20 protein-coding genes and 1 tRNA gene are annotated in these 17,507 nt (G+C 55.4%); 15 read left to right on the plus strand and 6 right to left on the minus strand.

The window, feature by feature from the left end:
• Positions 1-26: 26 nt before the first annotated feature.
• Together typA and ACR0AH_RS03080 are read right to left on the minus strand one after the other, a co-directional pair.
• Positions 27-1,844, minus strand: coding sequence for a translational GTPase TypA (typA, locus tag ACR0AH_RS03075; RefSeq protein WP_480590290.1), 1,818 nt, complete (start codon positions 1,842-1,844; stop codon positions 27-29).
• A 136-nt stretch (positions 1,845-1,980) separates the two neighbouring features.
• On the minus strand, positions 1,981-2,256 hold the full coding sequence (locus ACR0AH_RS03080) for a DMT family transporter (RefSeq protein ID WP_480590292.1): 276 nt from the start codon (positions 2,254-2,256) through the stop codon (positions 1,981-1,983).
• Positions 2,257-2,442: 186 nt separating this feature from the next.
• On the opposite strand from ACR0AH_RS03080, the gene ACR0AH_RS03085 reads away from it, so the two are divergent.
• Positions 2,443-2,574: a hypothetical protein gene (locus ACR0AH_RS03085; protein WP_480590294.1), complete on the plus strand. Its 132-nt coding sequence runs from the start codon at positions 2,443-2,445 to the stop codon at positions 2,572-2,574.
• 72 nt (positions 2,575-2,646) lie between these two features.
• On the opposite strand, the gene ACR0AH_RS03090 is transcribed toward ACR0AH_RS03085, so the two are convergent.
• Together ACR0AH_RS03090 and ACR0AH_RS03095 are read right to left on the minus strand one after the other, a co-directional pair.
• On the minus strand, positions 2,647-2,892 hold the full coding sequence (locus tag ACR0AH_RS03090; RefSeq protein ID WP_480590296.1) for a hypothetical protein: 246 nt from the start codon (positions 2,890-2,892) through the stop codon (positions 2,647-2,649).
• Positions 2,892-3,545, minus strand: a complete 654-nt coding sequence (locus ACR0AH_RS03095) for an alpha/beta hydrolase (RefSeq protein WP_480590298.1) — start codon at positions 3,543-3,545, stop codon at positions 2,892-2,894. The genes ACR0AH_RS03090 and ACR0AH_RS03095 overlap by 1 nt, the downstream gene beginning before the upstream one ends.
• A gap of 178 nt (positions 3,546-3,723) precedes the next feature.
• On the opposite strand from ACR0AH_RS03095, the gene iscR reads away from it, so the two are divergent.
• The 10 genes from iscR to ACR0AH_RS03145 all read left to right on the plus strand — a co-directional run bounded on the left by iscR (position 3,724) and on the right by ACR0AH_RS03145 (position 11,525).
• Positions 3,724-4,182 carry a Fe-S cluster assembly transcriptional regulator IscR gene (iscR, locus tag ACR0AH_RS03100; protein ID WP_170393031.1) on the plus strand — a complete coding sequence of 153 codons (459 nt, stop codon included), beginning with the start codon at positions 3,724-3,726 and terminating at the stop codon, positions 4,180-4,182.
• A gap of 54 nt (positions 4,183-4,236) precedes the next feature.
• Positions 4,237-5,280 carry a cysteine desulfurase family protein gene (locus tag ACR0AH_RS03105; protein WP_480590300.1) on the plus strand — a complete coding sequence of 348 codons (1,044 nt, stop codon included), beginning with the start codon at positions 4,237-4,239 and terminating at the stop codon, positions 5,278-5,280.
• A gap of 18 nt (positions 5,281-5,298) precedes the next feature.
• A complete protein-coding gene (gene sufB / locus ACR0AH_RS03110) occupies positions 5,299-6,819 on the plus strand; it encodes a Fe-S cluster assembly protein SufB (RefSeq protein ID WP_170393033.1) in 1,521 nt (506 codons plus the stop codon).
• Positions 6,819-7,022, plus strand: coding sequence for a hypothetical protein (locus ACR0AH_RS03115; RefSeq protein ID WP_170405842.1), 204 nt, complete (start codon positions 6,819-6,821; stop codon positions 7,020-7,022). The genes sufB and ACR0AH_RS03115 overlap by 1 nt, the downstream gene beginning before the upstream one ends.
• Positions 7,023-7,073: 51 nt before the next feature.
• Positions 7,074-7,829, plus strand: coding sequence for a Fe-S cluster assembly ATPase SufC (sufC, locus tag ACR0AH_RS03120; protein ID WP_170393035.1), 756 nt, complete (start codon positions 7,074-7,076; stop codon positions 7,827-7,829).
• Positions 7,829-9,109: a Fe-S cluster assembly protein SufD gene (gene sufD / locus ACR0AH_RS03125; RefSeq protein ID WP_170393036.1), complete on the plus strand. Its 1,281-nt coding sequence runs from the start codon at positions 7,829-7,831 to the stop codon at positions 9,107-9,109. The genes sufC and sufD overlap by 1 nt, the downstream gene beginning before the upstream one ends.
• A complete protein-coding gene (locus ACR0AH_RS03130; RefSeq protein WP_170393037.1) occupies positions 9,109-9,594 on the plus strand; it encodes a YIP1 family protein in 486 nt (161 codons plus the stop codon). Before sufD ends, ACR0AH_RS03130 begins: the two co-directional genes overlap by 1 nt.
• On the plus strand, positions 9,591-10,157 hold the full coding sequence (locus ACR0AH_RS03135; protein WP_170393038.1) for a Yip1 family protein: 567 nt from the start codon (positions 9,591-9,593) through the stop codon (positions 10,155-10,157). The genes ACR0AH_RS03130 and ACR0AH_RS03135 overlap by 4 nt, the downstream gene beginning before the upstream one ends.
• 13 nt (positions 10,158-10,170) lie before the next feature.
• The gene (locus ACR0AH_RS03140; protein WP_480590302.1) at positions 10,171-11,391 is read left to right on the plus strand and encodes a cysteine desulfurase; all 1,221 of its coding nucleotides are present in this window, start codon (positions 10,171-10,173) and stop codon (positions 11,389-11,391) included.
• 57 nt (positions 11,392-11,448) lie between these two features.
• Positions 11,449-11,525, plus strand: a tRNA-Arg gene (locus tag ACR0AH_RS03145).
• Between the two features lie 128 nt (positions 11,526-11,653).
• Here the strand turns inward: ACR0AH_RS03145 and mepK are convergent.
• Positions 11,654-12,223 carry a peptidoglycan L,D-endopeptidase MepK gene (gene mepK, locus ACR0AH_RS03150; RefSeq protein ID WP_170509840.1) on the minus strand — a complete coding sequence of 190 codons (570 nt, stop codon included), beginning with the start codon at positions 12,221-12,223 and terminating at the stop codon, positions 11,654-11,656.
• A gap of 345 nt (positions 12,224-12,568) precedes the next feature.
• Here mepK and ACR0AH_RS03155 point away from each other — a divergent pair, with 345 nt between their 5' ends.
• Genes ACR0AH_RS03155 through ACR0AH_RS03170 form a run of 4 tightly spaced genes read left to right on the plus strand, consistent with a single transcriptional unit; the run spans position 12,569 to position 16,803 of the window.
• Positions 12,569-14,170 (plus strand): L,D-transpeptidase family protein, encoded by a 1,602-nt coding sequence (locus ACR0AH_RS03155; RefSeq protein WP_480590305.1) that lies wholly within the window; start codon positions 12,569-12,571, stop codon positions 14,168-14,170.
• Positions 14,171-14,204: 34 nt separating this feature from the next.
• Positions 14,205-15,296 (plus strand): UDP-3-O-(3-hydroxymyristoyl)glucosamine N-acyltransferase, encoded by a 1,092-nt coding sequence (gene lpxD / locus ACR0AH_RS03160; protein ID WP_170732232.1) that lies wholly within the window; start codon positions 14,205-14,207, stop codon positions 15,294-15,296.
• Positions 15,297-15,328: 32 nt separating this feature from the next.
• Positions 15,329-15,586 carry an acyl carrier protein gene (locus ACR0AH_RS03165; RefSeq protein WP_170732231.1) on the plus strand — a complete coding sequence of 86 codons (258 nt, stop codon included), beginning with the start codon at positions 15,329-15,331 and terminating at the stop codon, positions 15,584-15,586.
• Between the two features lie 8 nt (positions 15,587-15,594).
• Positions 15,595-16,803, plus strand: coding sequence for a beta-ketoacyl-[acyl-carrier-protein] synthase family protein (locus ACR0AH_RS03170; protein WP_170732230.1), 1,209 nt, complete (start codon positions 15,595-15,597; stop codon positions 16,801-16,803).
• Between the two features lie 52 nt (positions 16,804-16,855).
• On the opposite strand, the gene ACR0AH_RS03175 is transcribed toward ACR0AH_RS03170, so the two are convergent.
• Positions 16,856-17,455 carry an invasion associated locus B family protein gene (locus tag ACR0AH_RS03175; RefSeq protein WP_480590307.1) on the minus strand — a complete coding sequence of 200 codons (600 nt, stop codon included), beginning with the start codon at positions 17,453-17,455 and terminating at the stop codon, positions 16,856-16,858.
• Between the last annotated feature and the right edge of the window lie 52 nt (positions 17,456-17,507).

Raw genomic sequence — 17,507 nt, forward strand, 5'->3', positions numbered from 1 at the left:
AAACGTGAACAAGTTCACAGCATTGATCAGGCTGATTTTGACATCCGTTTACGCTCATGCGGATCCAGATAACGTTTGCGAAGCCGGATCGCATTGGGCGTAACCTCGACCAGTTCATCGTCGTCGATATAAGCGATTGCCTCTTCAAGCGAGAACTGAATATGAGGGGTCAGCCTTACTGCGTCGTCCGAGCCGCTGGCACGCACGTTTGTCAGCTTCTTCCCTTTCAGCGGATTCACTTCCAGATCGTTGTCTCGCGAATGCTCTCCGATCACCATGCCCCGATAGACATCAGTTTGCGGGCCAACAAACATGCGGCCACGCTCTTCCAAATTCCACAGCGCATAGGCGACCGCCTGACCGTTTTCCATCGAGATCAGAACACCCGCACGTCGACCAGGAATCTGCCCTTTATGAGCCGCCCAGCCGTGGAAGACCCGGTTCAAGACACCAGTTCCGCGTGTATCGGTCAGGAACTCTCCGTGATAGCCGATCAGGCCACGAGACGGCACGTGGGCGATGATCCGGGTTTTGCCTGCCCCTGCAGGGCGCATTTCAGCCAGTTCACCTTTGCGCGTACCCGTGATTTTCTCGATCACCGCGCCAGAATATTCATCATCCACATCGATCGTGACTTCTTCGATAGGTTCAAGGCGCTGGCCGCTCTCCTCGCGGAACAAAACCTGAGGGCGCGAGATGCTGAGCTCGAATCCTTCGCGACGCATGTTTTCGATCAGAACACCCATCTGCAATTCGCCGCGACCAGCAACCTCGAAAGCCTCACCGCCGGGCGTGTCGCTGATGCGGATGGCTACGTTCGATTCGGCTTCTTTCATCAGGCGATCACGAATGACCCGAGACTGAACCTTTTTGCCGTCACGACCGGCCAGTGGGGAATCGTTTATGCCGAAGGTCACTGTGATGGTTGGCGGATCGATAGGCTGGGCGGGCAGGGCCTCTTCGACTTGCGGGGATACAAGGGAATCTGCCACGGTGGCTTTGCTCATACCCGCAATCGTGACAATATCGCCTGCTTCGGCGACGTCGATGGGTTGTTGAGCTAATCCACGGAATGCCAGGATTTTCGACGCGCGGAAGCTTTCAATCTGGGTGCCGTCTCGGCTGAGTGCTTTGAGGCTGTCACCTGCTTTCAGAGTTCCACTTTCCACGCGACCGGTCAAAATGCGACCGATGAATGGATCGCTGCCCAAAGTGGTGGCGAGCATCCTGAACGGTTCGTCCTTTTTCTCGATCTGCTTGGGGGCGGGGACGTGATCAACGATCAGATCGAACAGGGCGGTCAAGTCCTTGCGCGGACCGTCAAGCTCCATATCGGCCCAGCCGGACCGGCCCGAAGCATACATGGCCGGGAAGTCCAGTTGATCGTCATCGGCGCCCAAGTTGGCGAAAAGGTCGAAACATTCGTCCAGAGCGCGATCAGGCTCGGCATCGGGTTTGTCGACCTTGTTCAGCACGACAATCGGGCGCAGGCCCAAAGCCAGCGCCTTTGAGGTCACGAATTTGGTTTGCGGCATCGGGCCTTCGGCGGCGTCGACCAGCAGTACAACGCCGTCGACCATGCTGAGAATACGTTCGACTTCCCCACCGAAATCAGCGTGGCCGGGGGTGTCGACGATGTTAATGCGGGTATCCTTCCACTCAACGCTGGTGGCTTTGGCCAGGATGGTAATGCCGCGTTCGCGTTCCAGGTCGTTGCTGTCCATGGCGCGTTCTGCCACGGCCTGGTTTTCCCGGAACGCGCCGGATTGTTTGAGCAGCTCATCCACCAGGGTCGTCTTGCCGTGGTCCACGTGAGCGATGATTGCGATATTGCGCAGGTCCATGAGAGGTCAGCCTTTGAACGGGAAGTTGCCGCGCGCATAACGCGGCGCGACAAAATATACCAGCCCTAACCGGCGGTCAGTGGCCCGCTGTGGCTGAAAACAGGTGGATGATCAGAATGCCACTCAAAATCATGCCCTAACCCAAGACTGCGGGCCAATCGAGTTTTTGGCCAAAAACCAGAAATCCAATCAGTGCGATCAGGGCAATACCAAGGCCCGACCAGATTGCATAGACAATGCCCACAGGCATGACCTTTAACGTGAGGGCCATAAGATAAAAGGCCGACCCATAGCCAACCACGACAAGAGCCGACGGCCAAAATCGCGTAAACTGATGGCTAGCCTGCAACGCAGTCGTGCCGATGGTTTCCGCGATAACAGCCAACATTAGGATTAGGTAGGTCTTTGGCACGAGCGATGCCTCTCTGAATTATCGCGAAAGGTTGAGCATACTTGCGATCATTTGGGCAAGGGGATTCAGATGCAGATGATCAAAACCCTAACTTTACCAAAGGTCAGGTAAACCCGACTATTCGGGCTTTTGCATTCGTGCTAAACACTCGATTGTTTTTAGTGTGTTTTTAATGAGTTTGATAAGATGACGACTTTTGCAAAATCGGTCATTATCGCTTCGGTTTTGATTGTGGCGTTGGGGTGGCTTGCAGACGGGGGGTCCGTCGACATTGATGCAGCCCAGAGTGTTGAGCGGTTCACAGGTTTTCCGGTTTAGGCGCCCACCGAGCGATATCCTCGAAAAGGAGCTTTCGGGCTCCTTTTCTTTTCTTCAGACGCTAAGAAATCTTTACTGCTTTTCGATCGCTTTCAGCTTGGATCGATGTTCAGACAGTCTTTTCAACACGAATTGCCGCGCCTTGCGTTCCGCCAGCCTAACCCGGATTTCGGTCAAGAACGCTTCTTCCAGAGATTGCGAGGCTGCACCGAGAACGTCTCCAACCTCCACAAAGAATCGATCCTCGCCCGTCTCGTCCATAACCTTCATCGTGTCCTCGGCCAATCTGGCGGCGAGGGTAGTGATGGTATCGGACATCAGCGCGTATTCTCTGTCAGGCGGCGTTTCACGTAATCCGTCACATCTGTCATCAGCGTGGCCATGTGGCGGTCTTGGAAGAAGTGATCGGCACCTTCCACCTCATTATGGGTGATGGTGATACCCTTTTGTTCATGCAGCTTTCCGACCAGAGACGCAGTGTCTGCAGGTGGTGCCACACGGTCCGCCAATCCGTTGATGATCAAGCCAGAAGACGGGCAGGGTGCCAGGAACGAAAAGTCGTACATGTTTGCGGGCGGCGATACACTGATGAAGCCAGTGATCTCGGGGCGGCGCATCAGAAGCTGCATTCCGATCCATGCACCGAACGAAAACCCAGCTACCCAGCAATGCTTGGAGTTGTTGTTCATCGACTGAAGGTAATCCAGCGCTGATGCTGCATCGCTCAGCTCACCTACACCCTGGTCATACTCGCCCTGGCTGCGACCAACGCCGCGAAAGTTAAAACGCAGAACCGTGAAGCCCATGTTGTAAAAGGCGTAATGCAGGTTATAGACCACCTTGTTGTTCATGGTCCCGCCAAATTGTGGATGCGGATGAAGCACGATAGCGATCGGTGCGTCTTTTTCCTTTTGCGGGTGGTAGCGGCCTTCCAGGCGGCCTTCGGGTCCGGGAAAAATCACCTCGGGCATGTGTGCTTTGGTCCTGTTTTTTGACGCGTCGGCCCCGAGATTATCTTGACGGTAATCCTCAGGTACCTTAGAACGGTTCTAATTACATTGTGTCGCGTGAAAACGCTGTCAGTGGGAGATACGCACTGGCTCGGGCGACGTCAATGTTTTCGCGCAGTTCTTGCCTGAAGGAAACAAAATGAAGCTGTCGACCAAAGGCCGCTATGCGATGGTTGCGCTGGCGGATATCGCCCTTCAGTCCTCGGACAAACTCGTCACGTTGGGCGAGATTTCCGAACGTCAGGATATTTCACTGCCGTATTTGGAGCAGCTTTTCGTGAAACTGCGCCGAGCTGATCTGGTCAGTTCAGTACGCGGACCGGGTGGGGGCTATCGCCTGGCGCGACCAGCCTCGGAAATCCGTGTGGTCGAGATACTGGCCGCGGTTGATGAGACGGTGGATGCGATGCACAAGGGGGCAGGTGCCTCGGGCGCGTCTTCGGGCAGCCGGGCGCAGTCACTGACCAATCGGTTGTGGGAAAGCCTGAGCGCGAATGTTTACGTATTCCTGCATCAAACGCGGCTGTCGGATGTAATTCGGAATGATCTTGCACCGTGTCCCGCTGTTCCTAGCTTGTTCGCAGTCGTGGACGATTGATCTGATGACGTTTTTCTGTGTTCCGTCAAAACCCATCTTGGAAAAGATACATCTATGAAACGGGTTTATCTCGACCATAACGCAACCTCCGCTCTGAGGCCCAAGGCCCGCGATGCAATGATCGCGGCGATGGATTTGGTGGGCAATCCGTCCTCGGTCCATGCCGAAGGGCGCGCCGCAAAAGCGGTGGTCGAGAAAGCGCGGGCTCAAATCGCAACAGCGTTTGGGGCCGATGGTGCCGACATCGTGTTTACATCCGGCGCGACTGAGGCAGCGGCTTTGGCCATGGCGGGGCGCGATCTTCAAGGTGCAGCGATTGAACATGACGCGGTAAGAGCTTGGATTAATGAGGTTCTGCCTGTCTCCCAAGGCGGTTACGTTGACGTGCCGGACGCTTCCCGATCCACGCTGCAACTGGCCAATTCGGAAACTGGAATTGTTCAAACTTTGCCTGCCGGTCTTGCGGTCACCGACGCGACTCAGGCTTTTGGTAAGTTGCCGATAGCCTTCAACTGGCTGGGGGCTGAGATGGCGCTGATTTCAGCCCACAAACTTGGCGGGCCAAAAGGGATCGGGGCGTTGGTGATGAAACGCGGCACCGATCTTGCTGCGCAAATCAAGGGCGGCGGGCAGGAGATGGGGCGTCGCTCGGGTACAGAAAATGTCACTGGAATTGCGGGGTTCGGAGCAGCAGCTGAAGCCGCGTCCCGTGATTTAGCAAATGGCGTTTGGGAAAACGTTGCAGAACTTAGAAATATTCTAGAAAACGCTCTTGAGGCTGGTACGAAAGCTACTATTTTTGTCGGGAAAGACCAAAGGCGACTCCCCAACACTCTGTGCTTCGCCACACCGGGATGGAAGGGCGAGACACAGGTCATGCAGATGGATTTGTCAGGCTTCGCGATCAGTGCGGGTTCGGCCTGTTCCAGTGGCAAGGTTCGTGCAAGCGCCGTACTGACGGCCATGGGATTTGATGAGATGAAGGCCTCCAGCGCAATCCGCGTATCGCTGGGGCCGGAGACGGCAGAAGAAGATGTGCTGCGTTTCGCGGAAACGTGGCTTGAAAAAGAGAAAAAGCATCGCGCGCGGGCCGCGTGATCTGACGGAGGGTGAATTATGGCCGCTTTGGACCAGACCCAGGTGAAAGAGGGTGTCGATCAGGAAACCGTAGACGCGGTTCGCGAGGTCAGCACTTATAAATACGGCTGGGAAACTGATATCGAGATGGAGTATGCGCCAAAAGGCGTGAATCCCGATATCGTTCGTCTGATCTCGGACAAAAATGATGAACCTGAGTGGATGACCGAATGGCGTCTGGCCGCGTTCGAGCGCTGGACCCAGATGGAAGAGCCTAAATGGGCGATGGTGCACTACCCGCCGATCGACTTTCAGGACCAGTATTATTATGCCCGTCCGAAATCGATGGAAGATAAACCCAAATCTCTGGATGAGGTCGATCCCAAGCTTCTGGCGACTTACGAAAAGCTGGGTATCCCTCTGAAAGAACAGATGATCCTGGCAGGTGTCGAGGGCGCTGAGAATGCACCGGCAGAAGGCCGTAAGGTTGCTGTTGATGCAGTATTTGACTCGGTTTCGGTCGGGACGACTTTTCAGGAAGAGTTGAAGAAAGCCGGCGTTATCTTCTGCTCGATTTCCGAGGCGATCAAAGAGCATCCGGAACTGGTCAAGAAATACCTGGGGACGGTCGTACCGGTCTCGGACAATTTCTATGCCACGCTCAACTCAGCTGTGTTCTCGGACGGCTCGTTTGTTTATGTCCCTCCGGGCGTGCGCTGCCCGATGGAACTGAGCACATATTTCCGCATCAATGCAGAAAATACCGGCCAGTTTGAGCGCACGCTGATCATCGCCGACAAGGGCTCTTACGTCTCGTATCTGGAAGGCTGCACCGCGCCCCAGCGCGACACCGCTCAGTTGCACGCGGCGGTTGTCGAGATTATCGTCGAAGAAGATGCCGAGGTGAAATACTCGACCGTTCAGAACTGGTTCCCCGGAGATGAGAATGGCAAGGGCGGTATCTACAACTTCGTGACCAAGCGCGCCGATTGTCGGGGTGATCGCTCCAAGGTGATGTGGACGCAGGTCGAAACCGGCTCAGCCGTAACCTGGAAATACCCGTCTTGCATCCTGCGTGGCGACGATAGCCAGGGTGAGTTCTACTCGATCGCGATCACCAACAACATGCAGCAGGCCGATACCGGCACCAAGATGGTTCATCTGGGCAAGAACACCAAGTCGCGGATCGTATCGAAAGGGATCAGTGCCGGTAAGGCGCAGAATACCTATCGTGGTCTGGTGTCGATGCATCCAAAGGCCAAGGATAGTCGCAACTATACGCAGTGCGACAGCTTGCTGATTGGCGACAAATGCGGGGCGCATACTGTTCCGTATATCGAGGTGAAGAACAACTCATCTCGGGTCGAGCACGAGGCGACTACCTCGAAGGTAGACGACGATCAGCTGTTCTATTGCCGTCAGCGTGGCATGGACGAGGAAGAAGCCGTGGCCTTGGTCGTCAACGGGTTCTGCAAGGACGTTCTGCAGGCGCTGCCGATGGAATTTGCGATGGAAGCGCAACAGCTTGTGGCAATCAGCCTTGAGGGATCAGTCGGCTGATGACACCAAAACCCCAACAGCGAATCCGAAAGGACGATGTCCTGACCGTGCTTGGCTATGCGTTGCCGGTGCTCGGCGGCCTGTTGGGGGTTGCTTACGTCAATACCAAGTACATGGACTTCATAAACCCGGTTTGGGCAGTGGGCGCAGGCGCGTTGCTTGGATGGATCATCGCCCGCGTGATCCGCAAGGTGCTGGGATAAGAACTTATCGGGGTCACAATGCGCCCCTTGCGAGATGCTAAAGGACAGAAAATGCTGGAAATCAATAACCTGCACGTCAAACTTGAGGAAGAAGACAAGCAAATTCTGAAAGGGGTCGACCTGACGGTCGAGCCTGGCAAGGTGCATGCGATCATGGGGCCCAATGGCTCGGGCAAATCAACGCTCAGCTACGTGTTGTCTGGTCGTGATGGCTATGAGGTGACCGAGGGCGGCGCGACGCTTGATGGCGAGGATCTGCTTGAGATGGAACCGGAAGAACGTGCAGCCGCAGGTGTGTTTCTGGCGTTCCAGTACCCGGTCGAGATTCCCGGTGTGGGCAACATGACCTTCCTGCGCACCGCCGTGAATGCGCAGCGCAAAGCACGTGGCGAGGAAGAGCTGTCGGCGACGGATTTTTTGAAAGAGGTTCGTGCCAAGGCCAAGGCGCTGAAAATCGACGCTGAAATGTTGAAACGTCCGGTCAATGTTGGCTTTTCGGGTGGTGAGAAAAAGCGCAACGAAATCCTGCAAATGGCGATGCTAGAGCCGAAGATGTGTATCCTGGACGAAACGGACTCGGGCCTTGACGTAGACGCGATGAAGCTGGTGGCCGAGGGTGTGAACGCCCTGCGCGATGAAGGGCGGGGTTTCCTTGTTATCACGCACTATCAGCGGCTTCTCGATCACATCAAACCTGACGTGGTTCACATCATGGCGGATGGTCGTATCGTGAAATCCGGTGGCCCCGAACTCGCGCTGGAAGTGGAAAACAACGGCTATGCCGACATCCTGGCCGAGGTGAACTGATGGCATTACCCCAAGCGAAACAAACGGCGACCGAGGAACGGCTGGCAGCGCTGACCATGCCGGATGCGGGATGCACACGCAAAGCGCGCGAAGCCGCAATTGCACGTGTACGCGCGATGGGTTTGCCCAGTCGTCGAGATGAATACTGGAAATATACCCGTCCAGACACTCTGGTCTCTGCGGAAGCTCCCAGTGCTGCTTTGTTCAAAACGGATGAACCGGCTCTGTTCCACGCGCTCGACCGACTGAAGATCGTTTTCATTGATGGCGTATTCAGCCCGGAAGAGTCTGATGATCTGTCTCTGGAGGGTGTAACGATCGATCGGCTGGAAGATATCTGTTGCAAAGATATCCATTGGGCCAAAGAGTTATACGGCGTTCTTGAAGCAAAAGGCCAAGATCCAGTGGCGCGTCCCTTGGCGGCGCTGAACACGGCCTATGCGTCAGATGGAGTTGCCATTCATGTATCCGGCAAGCCGAGCAAACCGATTAACCTGATTTATCGCCATGAATCTGAAACGTCGGATGCGATCCTGCATCACGTCGTTCGGGTTGAAAGCGGTGCCGAAGTCACGATCCTTGAAAACGGACCCGCAGCTTCGCGCTTCAACAAATGTATGGAGATCGATATCGCCGACAATGGCACACTGCATCATATCCGTGCGCAGGGCAGGGATCATCAACGCCGTGCGGCGACTCATATGTTCTCGCGGCTTGGCAAAGAATCCGTCTATAAATCCTTCACGCTGACCGTGAACGGAGTTTTAACGCGAAACGAGCAAGTCGTCGAACTGACGGGTGATGATGCGGTCGCGCACGTGGCGGGTGCGTGTGTTGGAGACGGTGATTTTCTCCATGATGACACGGTCTTTGTCACCCATGATGCGGTGAATTGCGAGAGCCGCCAAGTGTTCAAGAAGGTGCTTCGCAACGGTGCGACGGGTGTTTTTCAGGGCAAGATCTTGGTGAAGGAAGGTGCTCAGAAAACCGACGGTTACCAGATCAGCCAGTCGCTGCTTCTGGACGATGACAGTCAGTTCCTCGCAAAGCCCGAGCTCGAGATTTACGCCGATGACGTTGCGTGTTCGCATGGTTCGACCTCGGGCGCCATTGATGAAACGGCTTTGTTCTACCTGCGCTCGCGTGGAGTACCGACTGCGGAAGCAACCGACATGTTGACACTGGCCTTCCTGGCTGAAGCCGTCGATGAAATCGAGGACGAGGATCTGGCAGCTGATATCGTGTCCCGATTGCAAGATTGGCTGGCACGCCGACGCTGATGCCTGTCACAACTGATATCGTGGCCACGTATCGCGGACCGGGGCGTGTGGTGCGTCGGCTGCTTGATATGGGGCCGCGCGAAGATCGCGCATTGGCGTTTGTGATGGCGTTCTGTGTAATAGGCTTTATCGCACAATTGCCCGGCCTTGCACGGAGAGCTCATCTGGAAGGAATAGAGCTGAACATGCTGATGGGCGGGGCCCTGTTGGGCTCGGTCTTTATTCTGCCATTGTGCTTTTATCTTCTTGCTTGGCTCACCCATTTCATCGCGCGAATGATGGGGGGCGTTGGCACCAGCTATGGTGCGCGGCTAGCCTTGTTCTGGGCGCTTCTCGCGTCAGCGCCTTTGGTGTTGCTGAATGGGCTGGTGTCCGGTTTCATCGGCCCCGGGTCAGCGCAAACACTTGTGGGGCTGTTATGGGTTGCGGTTTTTCTCTGGTTCTGGTTGTCGGGCCTCAAGCAATCGCAAAAGGCTGCTAAATGAATTCCACCGCACTGCTCAACCTGGTCGTTCTGACCCTGTCCAATCCAGCCGAAGCCGCAAGACGATTGCTCGCGTTGCGGCTGGGTACGGATGTACTGTGGCTCGCCTTCTCTCTCGCGGTGATCCTGAACGCTCTGGTCCAGTCTGCGTCCAGCTTCGTCCTGCCGCTTATCAGTCCGGATGTTCAGCAATTGGCTGAGCCACTATCGAGGACGCTTTTTGTTTCTGTTGCGGCAATCATGATCAGCGTCGTGACGTTCCTGTTAGTGGGCCGCGTCCTAGGTGGAACGGGAACGTTCAATGACTTCATGACGCTGATTGTCTGGTTGCAAATCCTGCAAATTGCGGGGCAAGCAATCATTCTAGCGCTGGTTGCGGCGCTGCCGTTTCTATTCTTACCGGCCAGTCTGGCGATGCTGGGTCTTAGCCTTTATATCACTCTGCATTTTCTCAACGAGGCGCATCGATTTAAGTCGTTGGGAAAGTCGTTTGTTGTGATCCTGATCTCTGGTCTTGTGGCCGTCCCGTTTGTTCTTTGGCTGATCCCCGCTGGGTCTGTATAGGGAAGTCCTGTCTATGTATGACGTACAAAAAATCCGCGCAGATTTTCCGATCCTGTCACGTCAGGTCAACGGAAAGCCGCTGACTTATCTAGACAATGGGGCCTCCGCGCAGAAACCCCAGGTAGTGATCGACGCGATCACGCAGGCCTATGCGCACGAATATTCGAACGTGCATCGAGGGCTTCACTATCTGTCAAATCTCGCGACCGAGAAATATGAGGCCGTCCGTGGCACGGTTGCGCGGTTTCTGGGCGTATCAAACGAGAATGAGATTGTCCTGAATTCGGGTACGACCGAAGGAATCAATTTGGTCGCCTACGGTTGGGCAATGCCACGCCTGCAGGCGGGGGACGAGATTGTCCTCAGCGTGATGGAACATCACGCCAACATCGTACCGTGGCACTTCCTGCGCGAACGGCAGGGCGTGGTGCTGAAATGGGTCGATGTCGATGCGACCGGCCATCTTGACCCTCAGGCGGTAATCGACGCCATTGGCCCCAAGACAAAGCTGGTTGCTGTGACCCAATGCTCGAACGTGCTGGGCACTGTGGTTGATGTCAAAGCAATCACGCAAGGCGCCCACGCCAAAGGCGTTCCGGTTCTGGTGGATGGCAGCCAGGGCGCGGTTCATATGCCCGTCAATGTCGATGACATCGGATGTGACTTCTATGCCATCACGGGTCATAAACTGTACGGCCCGTCCAGTTCTGGCGCAATTTTTATCAAATCGGACCGCATGGCTGAAATGCGCCCCTTTATTGGTGGCGGTGACATGATCAAAGAGGTTTCAAAAGATCAGGTGATCTACAACGATCCGCCAATGAAGTTCGAGGCCGGAACCCCCGGCATCGTGCAGACCATCGGGTTGGGGGTGGCGCTTGACTATATGATGGACCTTGGCATGGAGAGCATCGCATCGCATGAGGCCGGCTTGCGCGACTATGCAATGCAACGGTTGAATGGATTGAACTGGCTGCAGGTTCAAGGCACCACAGCGAACAAAGCCGCGATATTCAGCTTTACTTTGGATGGGGCAGGGCATGCCCATGATGTTTCAACCATTCTGGACAAAAAGGGTGTCGCCGTGCGCGCAGGCCACCACTGCGCCGGGCCGCTGATGGATCATTTGGGGGTCACTGCTACCTGTCGTGCCAGCTTTGGGCTCTATAACACGACGGATGAGGTCGACACTCTGATCGATGCGTTGGAGCTTGCCCACGATCTGTTTGCCTGATCGTACTGCGGATTTGCAGTTGCACCCGGATTGGAACGAGGGTAGCTAACGGCCAAGGCACCTGTAGCTCAGCTGGATAGAGCGCTGCCCTCCGAAGGCAGAGGCCAGAGGTTCGAATCCTCTCAGGTGCGCCATTTCACCCTTGCTAGTCGTCATATTACGCAGAACTGACGGTGCACGAACCTGTTTTTCCAGGCAAAACAAAACCCCCGCCAGAACTATCTGATGGGGGTTGTGCAACAGCGAAAGATGAAATGCTCGATTAGCCGCGCCACGAGCGGATGACACCGCAATCCATGTGAACGAAATTCGAACGATAGTACTGTCCAACGCCACCGGCACGACAGGCCATCGCTGCCTTGCCCATTTGCGAGACCGAGCGTGATGACAGTCGCAGATCAGCAGCCTGACCCTTCATATGAAGCGAATTCTTGGCAACACCCCGCGAGCGGCGGCGCAGCATTGCGTTGGTTTGCGGTGAGCGGTAACCCGACAGCAGCATGTATGGCTCGCTGACATCCAGAAGGTTATGAGTGGCCGCCATGATGTCGACGGTCCTCAGGTCCACGGACTTGACTTGATCGCTGCGCCAGTCGCGCATGAAGTGGTTGACCTCTTTCACCGCGTCTTTGATGTATTTGCCATCAACCCAATAGACCATATCGATACGTTCACCGGTACGGCCGGAATACATGCGGATACGGCGAATATCACCTCCGCCGCGAAGGAAACCTGCTGCGTTGGAATATGTGGGAGCTGCAACAACTGCGGTTGCGGCGAATGCGCCCAATAGGGCACGCCGGGTCAGGCCCGAGGTACTGCTCTTGGTCATTTTTTGTTTCGTCCCGTACTGTTCCTGCCTGCACACGATGTTACGCGCGCCGTATTAATTTTTTCCCATCCCAGATGCGGGATTTATGGCACAGTAGGATTCAACAGCCAAGAAATCTTTGGTCGCAGTCAAATCAAGGGGGAAATTTCGGCAGTTTTTTGCGCAACTGATGCAAGTATGCTTGCTTTTGGCGCAGTTCGCGCGTCGGCGATGCAATCGCGCACCAGGGGTCAAAGAAGCGGTCTGGTGATGAATTTGTGAATAGACATCAGGCGCTCAGCAAAACATTATTTTCAGACGCCGCTTATAGGGCGTGACAAGTCATTGAAGAAACAGGGCCATCCTATGTCATTTGTTACCCGTGCTCGTTCAAGTGTTTTTATCGCCGCTTTCCTTGTGGCTTCGGCCTCAGTCGCGCAGGCGGGGACGGATGGCACAGCGTTTCAAATGGCCGTTGCTGAAAGTGTGTCCAACAGCCCGGCAATTGCTGAGTTTTATCGCACAAACGGGTTTGATCCGGTTTGGGTTGGCGATACGCCCGAACATGCTGCACGACGCAAAGCCCTGATCGAAGCGCTTTCGACGACCGATCTGCATGGATTGCCTGGGGCACGTTACGACGTCCAGACTTTGAAGACAAAGATGCAGGACGCGCGTAACACCCGTGATCTGGGCATGCTCGAGGCCGAGCTGACTCGGGTTTTTGTCAAATATGCCAGAGACTTGCACTCTGGTTCTGTAACGCCTTCACAGATTGATCCCGGCCTAGTGCGGGCGGTGGAACGACGCAGCGCCGCAGAGCATCTTGAACTGCTCGTTTCCAGCCAGGGTGATACCTATTTCAGGGATATGATGCCTCAATCGCGCCAGTATCTTGCGCTGTTGAAACAGAAGAAGGCGCTGGAAGCGCTGATGACACAAGGTGGCTGGGGCGAGACCGTTCCTGTCTCCAAGCTTGAGCTTGGGGACACAGGGAGCAATGTCATCAGGCTGCGCAATCGACTTGTCGCGATGGGTTATCTGAAGCCTACTGCCAGCCCAAACTATGATGATGCGCTGTTTGCGGCGGTGCAATCCTTTCAGGCTGCTCATGGTCTTGAGGCGGATGGCGTAGCTGGCAAAGGCACTATTTCCGAGATCAATCGCCCAGTTTCAGACCGCTTGAAAGCTGTTTACGTTGCGCTTGAACGGGAGCGCTGGTTACCCAAAGACCGTGGTGAGCGGCATATTCTGGTGAATCTGGCCGATTTTTCTGCCAAGATCGTCGATGACGGGCAGGTCACGTTTGAGACTCGTGCCGTGATCGGCAAAAACACACATGATCGCCGTAGCCCAGAGTTCTCGGATGAGATGGAGCATATGGTGATCAACCCAAGTTGGTATGTGCCACGCTCGATCATCACGAAGGAATATCTGCCGCAATTACGGGCCAATCCAAATGCTGTCGGCCATATCCAGATCACCGACCGCCGTGGCCGTCAGGTAAATCGTGGAGCGGTTGACTTTACCCAGTTCACTGCGCGTAATTTCCCGTTTTCCATGCGTCAGCCCCCGAGCAAAAGCAACGCACTTGGGCTGGTGAAGTTCATGTTCCCTAATAAGTACAACATCTATCTGCATGATACGCCTCAGAAATCTCTGTTCGCACGCGAGGTTCGGGCATTCTCTCATGGATGCATCCGTTTGGCGCAACCGTTCGAGTTTGCCTATAAGCTGCTGGCCAAGCAGGAAGAGGATCCTAAGGCGTTTTTCCACCGCGTTCTGAACACGGGCAAAGAAACGAAGGTTGAACTGGATAAAAAAATTCCGGTGCATCTGATTTACCGCACGGCCTATATTGGCCCCAAAGGCGAGGTGCAGTATCGCCGCGACGTGTATGACCGGGATCGCAAGATCTGGGAAGCGCTGCAAAAGGCAGGGGTGGTCCTGCCGGACGTTCAAGGGTAATCACGAGGCAAATCCCGCCACGAGGACGCCCGACATGCAGTTTACCGTTCAACAAATCGCCGATTCCCTGGGGGTCGTCGCAGAAGGCCAGACTGGTCTGACCATCTTGCGGGCAGCCGAGCCGGGAGATGCCGGGCCAACCGATCTGGCCATGGCGATGTCGCCAAAATATGCTGAAGCCTTGGAGACCGGTACAGCACGGGCCGCGGTTTTGTGGGATGGCGCGGACTGGAAAGCACTGGGGCTTGAGGCCGCCATTTTTGTGCAACGCCCCCGCATGGCGATGGCAGGGATCACCGCGATGCTGGATCGCGGGCAGGGGATTGCGCCGGGAATTCATCCATCGGCTGTCATTGATGAAACCGCCGAGATCGGGGTTGACGTAACGGTCGGCCCGCTTGCTGTTATCGGTGCGCGCGCGCGCGTCGGCGCGGGTTCGGTTATCGGCCCACATTGCGTGATCGGTATGGATGCGTCGCTTGGTGAAAACGCTCTGCTGCGCGAAATGGTCAGCATCGGTGCGCGGGCTCAAATCGGTGATCGCTTTATCGCGCAGCCGGGTGCCCGTATCGGCGGGGACGGTTTCAGCTATGTCACACCAGAAGTCTCGGGTGCCGAAAATGCGCGGAAAACTCTGGGTGATCAGGGGGATGCAAAGGCGCAAAGCTGGTTGCGCATCCATTCGCTGGGTGCGGTCGAGATTGGCGACGATGTCGAAGTCGGCTCGAACTGCACTGTCGACAACGGGACCATACGCAATACTGTAATCGGTAGTGGATCGAAACTGGATAATCTTGTCCACGTGGGACACAACACCCGAGTCGGGCAGGATTGTTTGTTATGTGGGCAAACCGGCGTTTCTGGTTCGGTCGAGATTGGTAATAACGTAGTACTGGGTGGTCAGACTGGTGTTGTCGATAATATTTTCATCGGTGATGGCGTGATTGCCGGTGGCGGCACCAAGATTCTGTCAAATGTTCCTGCTGGTCGCGTGATCATGGGCTACCCGGGCATTAAAATGGAAAGCCATACCGAGATATATAAAGCCCAACGTCGTCTGCCCCGATTGTCGCGCGACGTCGAGGCGTTGAAAAAGGCTGTTTTCAAACAGCCTTCAAGTGATTAAATCATCCCCAAGGCGAAAATCAGGGGATCGAGATGAGCATCAGCGACCGCGTCATAGCAATCATTGCCGAACAGGCCGTGCTTGAGCCTTCGGATGTGACGCCCGACAGTACGCTCGAAGAATTGGGCATCGATAGCCTGGGTCTTGTTGAGAGTATCTTTGCCATCGAGGAAGAGTTCGATATCACCGTGCCCTTCAACGCAAACGAGCCCACATCTAGCGATTTCGACATTTCGAATGTGACAGCGATCATTGCGGGTATCGAAAAACTCGTATCGGAAAAGGTCTGACCGCCGGTATGAAACGCGTCGTCATTACGGGTGCTGGCACCATTAATGCGTTGGGCCATTCCGTCCCCGACACTCTGGAAGCCATGCGCGAGGGTCGTTGTGGTATCTCCGAGCTTGAGTTTCGTGATGTGGATCGCCTGTCGATCAAGATCGGCGGTCAAGTCCGGGGTTTTGAGGCCGAGGGCCGTTTCAACCGCCAACAGATGACGCTGTATGATCGGTTCACGCAGTTCACGTTAACCGCCGCCAAAGAAGCGATCGATCAATCCGGCATTGTATTCTCGGGTGACACAGCCGCGCGGTCGGGGGTGGTTCTGGGAACGGCCGGTGGTGGCGTCTCCACCTGGGATGACAACTACCGCTCGGTTTACGAGGATGGCAAAAATCGCGTGCATCCTTTTGTCGTGCCCAAGCTGATGAACAACGCGGCGGCCAGCCACGTTTCAATGGAGCACAACCTCAAAGGCCCTAGCTTTACAGTATCAACAGCGTGTGCGTCCTCGAACCATGCAATGGCGCAGGCATTTCAGATGGTGCGCAGCGGTGCAGCGCCCACCATGGTGACCGGTGGTTCGGAGTCGATGCTGTGCTTTGGGGGCGTCAAGGCATGGGAAGGGCTTCGCGTCATGTCAAAAGATGCCTGTCGGCCCTTTAGCGCAAACCGAAACGGGATGGTGCAAGGCGAAGGTGCGGGTGTTTTTGTGTTCGAAGAATACGAACACGCGCGCGCGCGCGGAGCAGATATCCTGTGCGAGGTCGTGGGATTCGCCATGTCCTCGGACGCGGCCGACATAGTTATGCCCAGCAAACAAGGGGCAGCACGGGCCATGGCCGGGGCGTTATCGGATGCACGGCTGAATGCAAGCGATGTGGGTTACATAAATGCCCATGGGACCGGCACGGCTGCAAATGACAAAACCGAATGTGCAGCCGTTGCTGGTGTGTTTGGTCCGCACGCCGACGATCTGATGATTTCGTCAACAAAGTCCATGCACGGACACCTGATCGGCGGTACCGGCGCAGTTGAGCTATTAGCATGTATCATGGCCCTGCGCGACGGGGTGATCGCCCCGACCATTGGCTATGAAGAGCCCGACCCCGAATGCGCGCTGGATGTGGTGCCAAACGAGTCGCGTGAGGCGAAAGTTAATGTCGCCCTTAGCAATGCTTTCGCCTTTGGTGGGCTGAACGCCGTTCTTGCGTTGAAGCGTATATGAAGAAACCGCCGTGTTATCACGGCGGCTTTCTTATTCGATGTTTTTGCGGGGCTTAGTTTATGGAATCATTCAGCCCGTCAAAGCCTGCTGTGAAGCCAGACAAAGACATGTCCATATTCAGAACCTGATCTGGCAGGCGCGCAGGAACCAGCGACAGCACCGCCTTTTGGCCTGATTTCATCGCGTCGATATCACCCTGAGTCAAACCCAGTTGCGCCACGCAGCCAACCGGAATGCAGTGGTGATAATTGTAAAGCTTGCGCGGTGCCCCATCGATCGACATAGCCAATTGCGCCTGCAGCAGGGTTTCGAGCGGTACAACAACATTCGCCCAAGCAACAGCGGCACCGCCTTCGGGCAGTTTTCCGATCGAAACTTCGGCAATCGGATCACCCTGTTGGTTATTCAGGATCTGAACCATCGCGCAGGGATCGTCTTCGCCTTCGGTTTTGATGCAGGAAATATTCCATTCACCCGTTTGTTCTTTGACGTATTGCTCGCCAACACGGGGACCGGATTCACCCAGATCCAGATCGCTGCCAACTTCGGCTTCAGCACCGGCTTCAGGTTGCTGTGTGGTTTCCTGCGCAAATGCTGTTCCGCATAAAAGTGCTGCGGCCGCCACATTAAAAGGGACAAGTTTCCTGATCATGAATGCCTCATCTAACTGATCCAGTTTTTTGTTTCCTCTATCACCGCAATTC

This window comes from Ruegeria sp. AM5 (assembly GCF_056540645.1).

Coding starts and splice junctions, on each gene's coding strand:
- typA (WP_480590290.1), bottom strand. CDS start 1,844: ATGGACCTGCGCAATATCGCAATCATCGCTCACGTGGACCACGGCAAG.
- ACR0AH_RS03085 (WP_480590294.1), top strand. CDS start 2,443: ATGACGACTTTTGCAAAATCGGTCATTATCGCTTCGGTTTTGATTGTG.
- ACR0AH_RS03090 (WP_480590296.1), bottom strand. CDS start 2,892: ATGTCCGATACCATCACTACCCTCGCCGCCAGATTGGCCGAGGACACG.
- ACR0AH_RS03095 (WP_480590298.1), bottom strand. CDS start 3,545: ATGCCCGAGGTGATTTTTCCCGGACCCGAAGGCCGCCTGGAAGGCCGC.
- iscR (WP_170393031.1), top strand. CDS start 3,724: ATGAAGCTGTCGACCAAAGGCCGCTATGCGATGGTTGCGCTGGCGGAT.
- ACR0AH_RS03105 (WP_480590300.1), top strand. CDS start 4,237: ATGAAACGGGTTTATCTCGACCATAACGCAACCTCCGCTCTGAGGCCC.
- sufB (WP_170393033.1), top strand. CDS start 5,299: ATGGCCGCTTTGGACCAGACCCAGGTGAAAGAGGGTGTCGATCAGGAA.
- ACR0AH_RS03115 (WP_170405842.1), top strand. CDS start 6,819: ATGACACCAAAACCCCAACAGCGAATCCGAAAGGACGATGTCCTGACC.
- sufC (WP_170393035.1), top strand. CDS start 7,074: ATGCTGGAAATCAATAACCTGCACGTCAAACTTGAGGAAGAAGACAAG.
- sufD (WP_170393036.1), top strand. CDS start 7,829: ATGGCATTACCCCAAGCGAAACAAACGGCGACCGAGGAACGGCTGGCA.
- ACR0AH_RS03130 (WP_170393037.1), top strand. CDS start 9,109: ATGCCTGTCACAACTGATATCGTGGCCACGTATCGCGGACCGGGGCGT.
- ACR0AH_RS03135 (WP_170393038.1), top strand. CDS start 9,591: ATGAATTCCACCGCACTGCTCAACCTGGTCGTTCTGACCCTGTCCAAT.
- ACR0AH_RS03140 (WP_480590302.1), top strand. CDS start 10,171: ATGTATGACGTACAAAAAATCCGCGCAGATTTTCCGATCCTGTCACGT.
- mepK (WP_170509840.1), bottom strand. CDS start 12,223: ATGACCAAGAGCAGTACCTCGGGCCTGACCCGGCGTGCCCTATTGGGC.
- ACR0AH_RS03155 (WP_480590305.1), top strand. CDS start 12,569: ATGTCATTTGTTACCCGTGCTCGTTCAAGTGTTTTTATCGCCGCTTTC.
- lpxD (WP_170732232.1), top strand. CDS start 14,205: ATGCAGTTTACCGTTCAACAAATCGCCGATTCCCTGGGGGTCGTCGCA.
- ACR0AH_RS03165 (WP_170732231.1), top strand. CDS start 15,329: ATGAGCATCAGCGACCGCGTCATAGCAATCATTGCCGAACAGGCCGTG.
- ACR0AH_RS03170 (WP_170732230.1), top strand. CDS start 15,595: ATGAAACGCGTCGTCATTACGGGTGCTGGCACCATTAATGCGTTGGGC.
- ACR0AH_RS03175 (WP_480590307.1), bottom strand. CDS start 17,455: ATGATCAGGAAACTTGTCCCTTTTAATGTGGCGGCCGCAGCACTTTTA.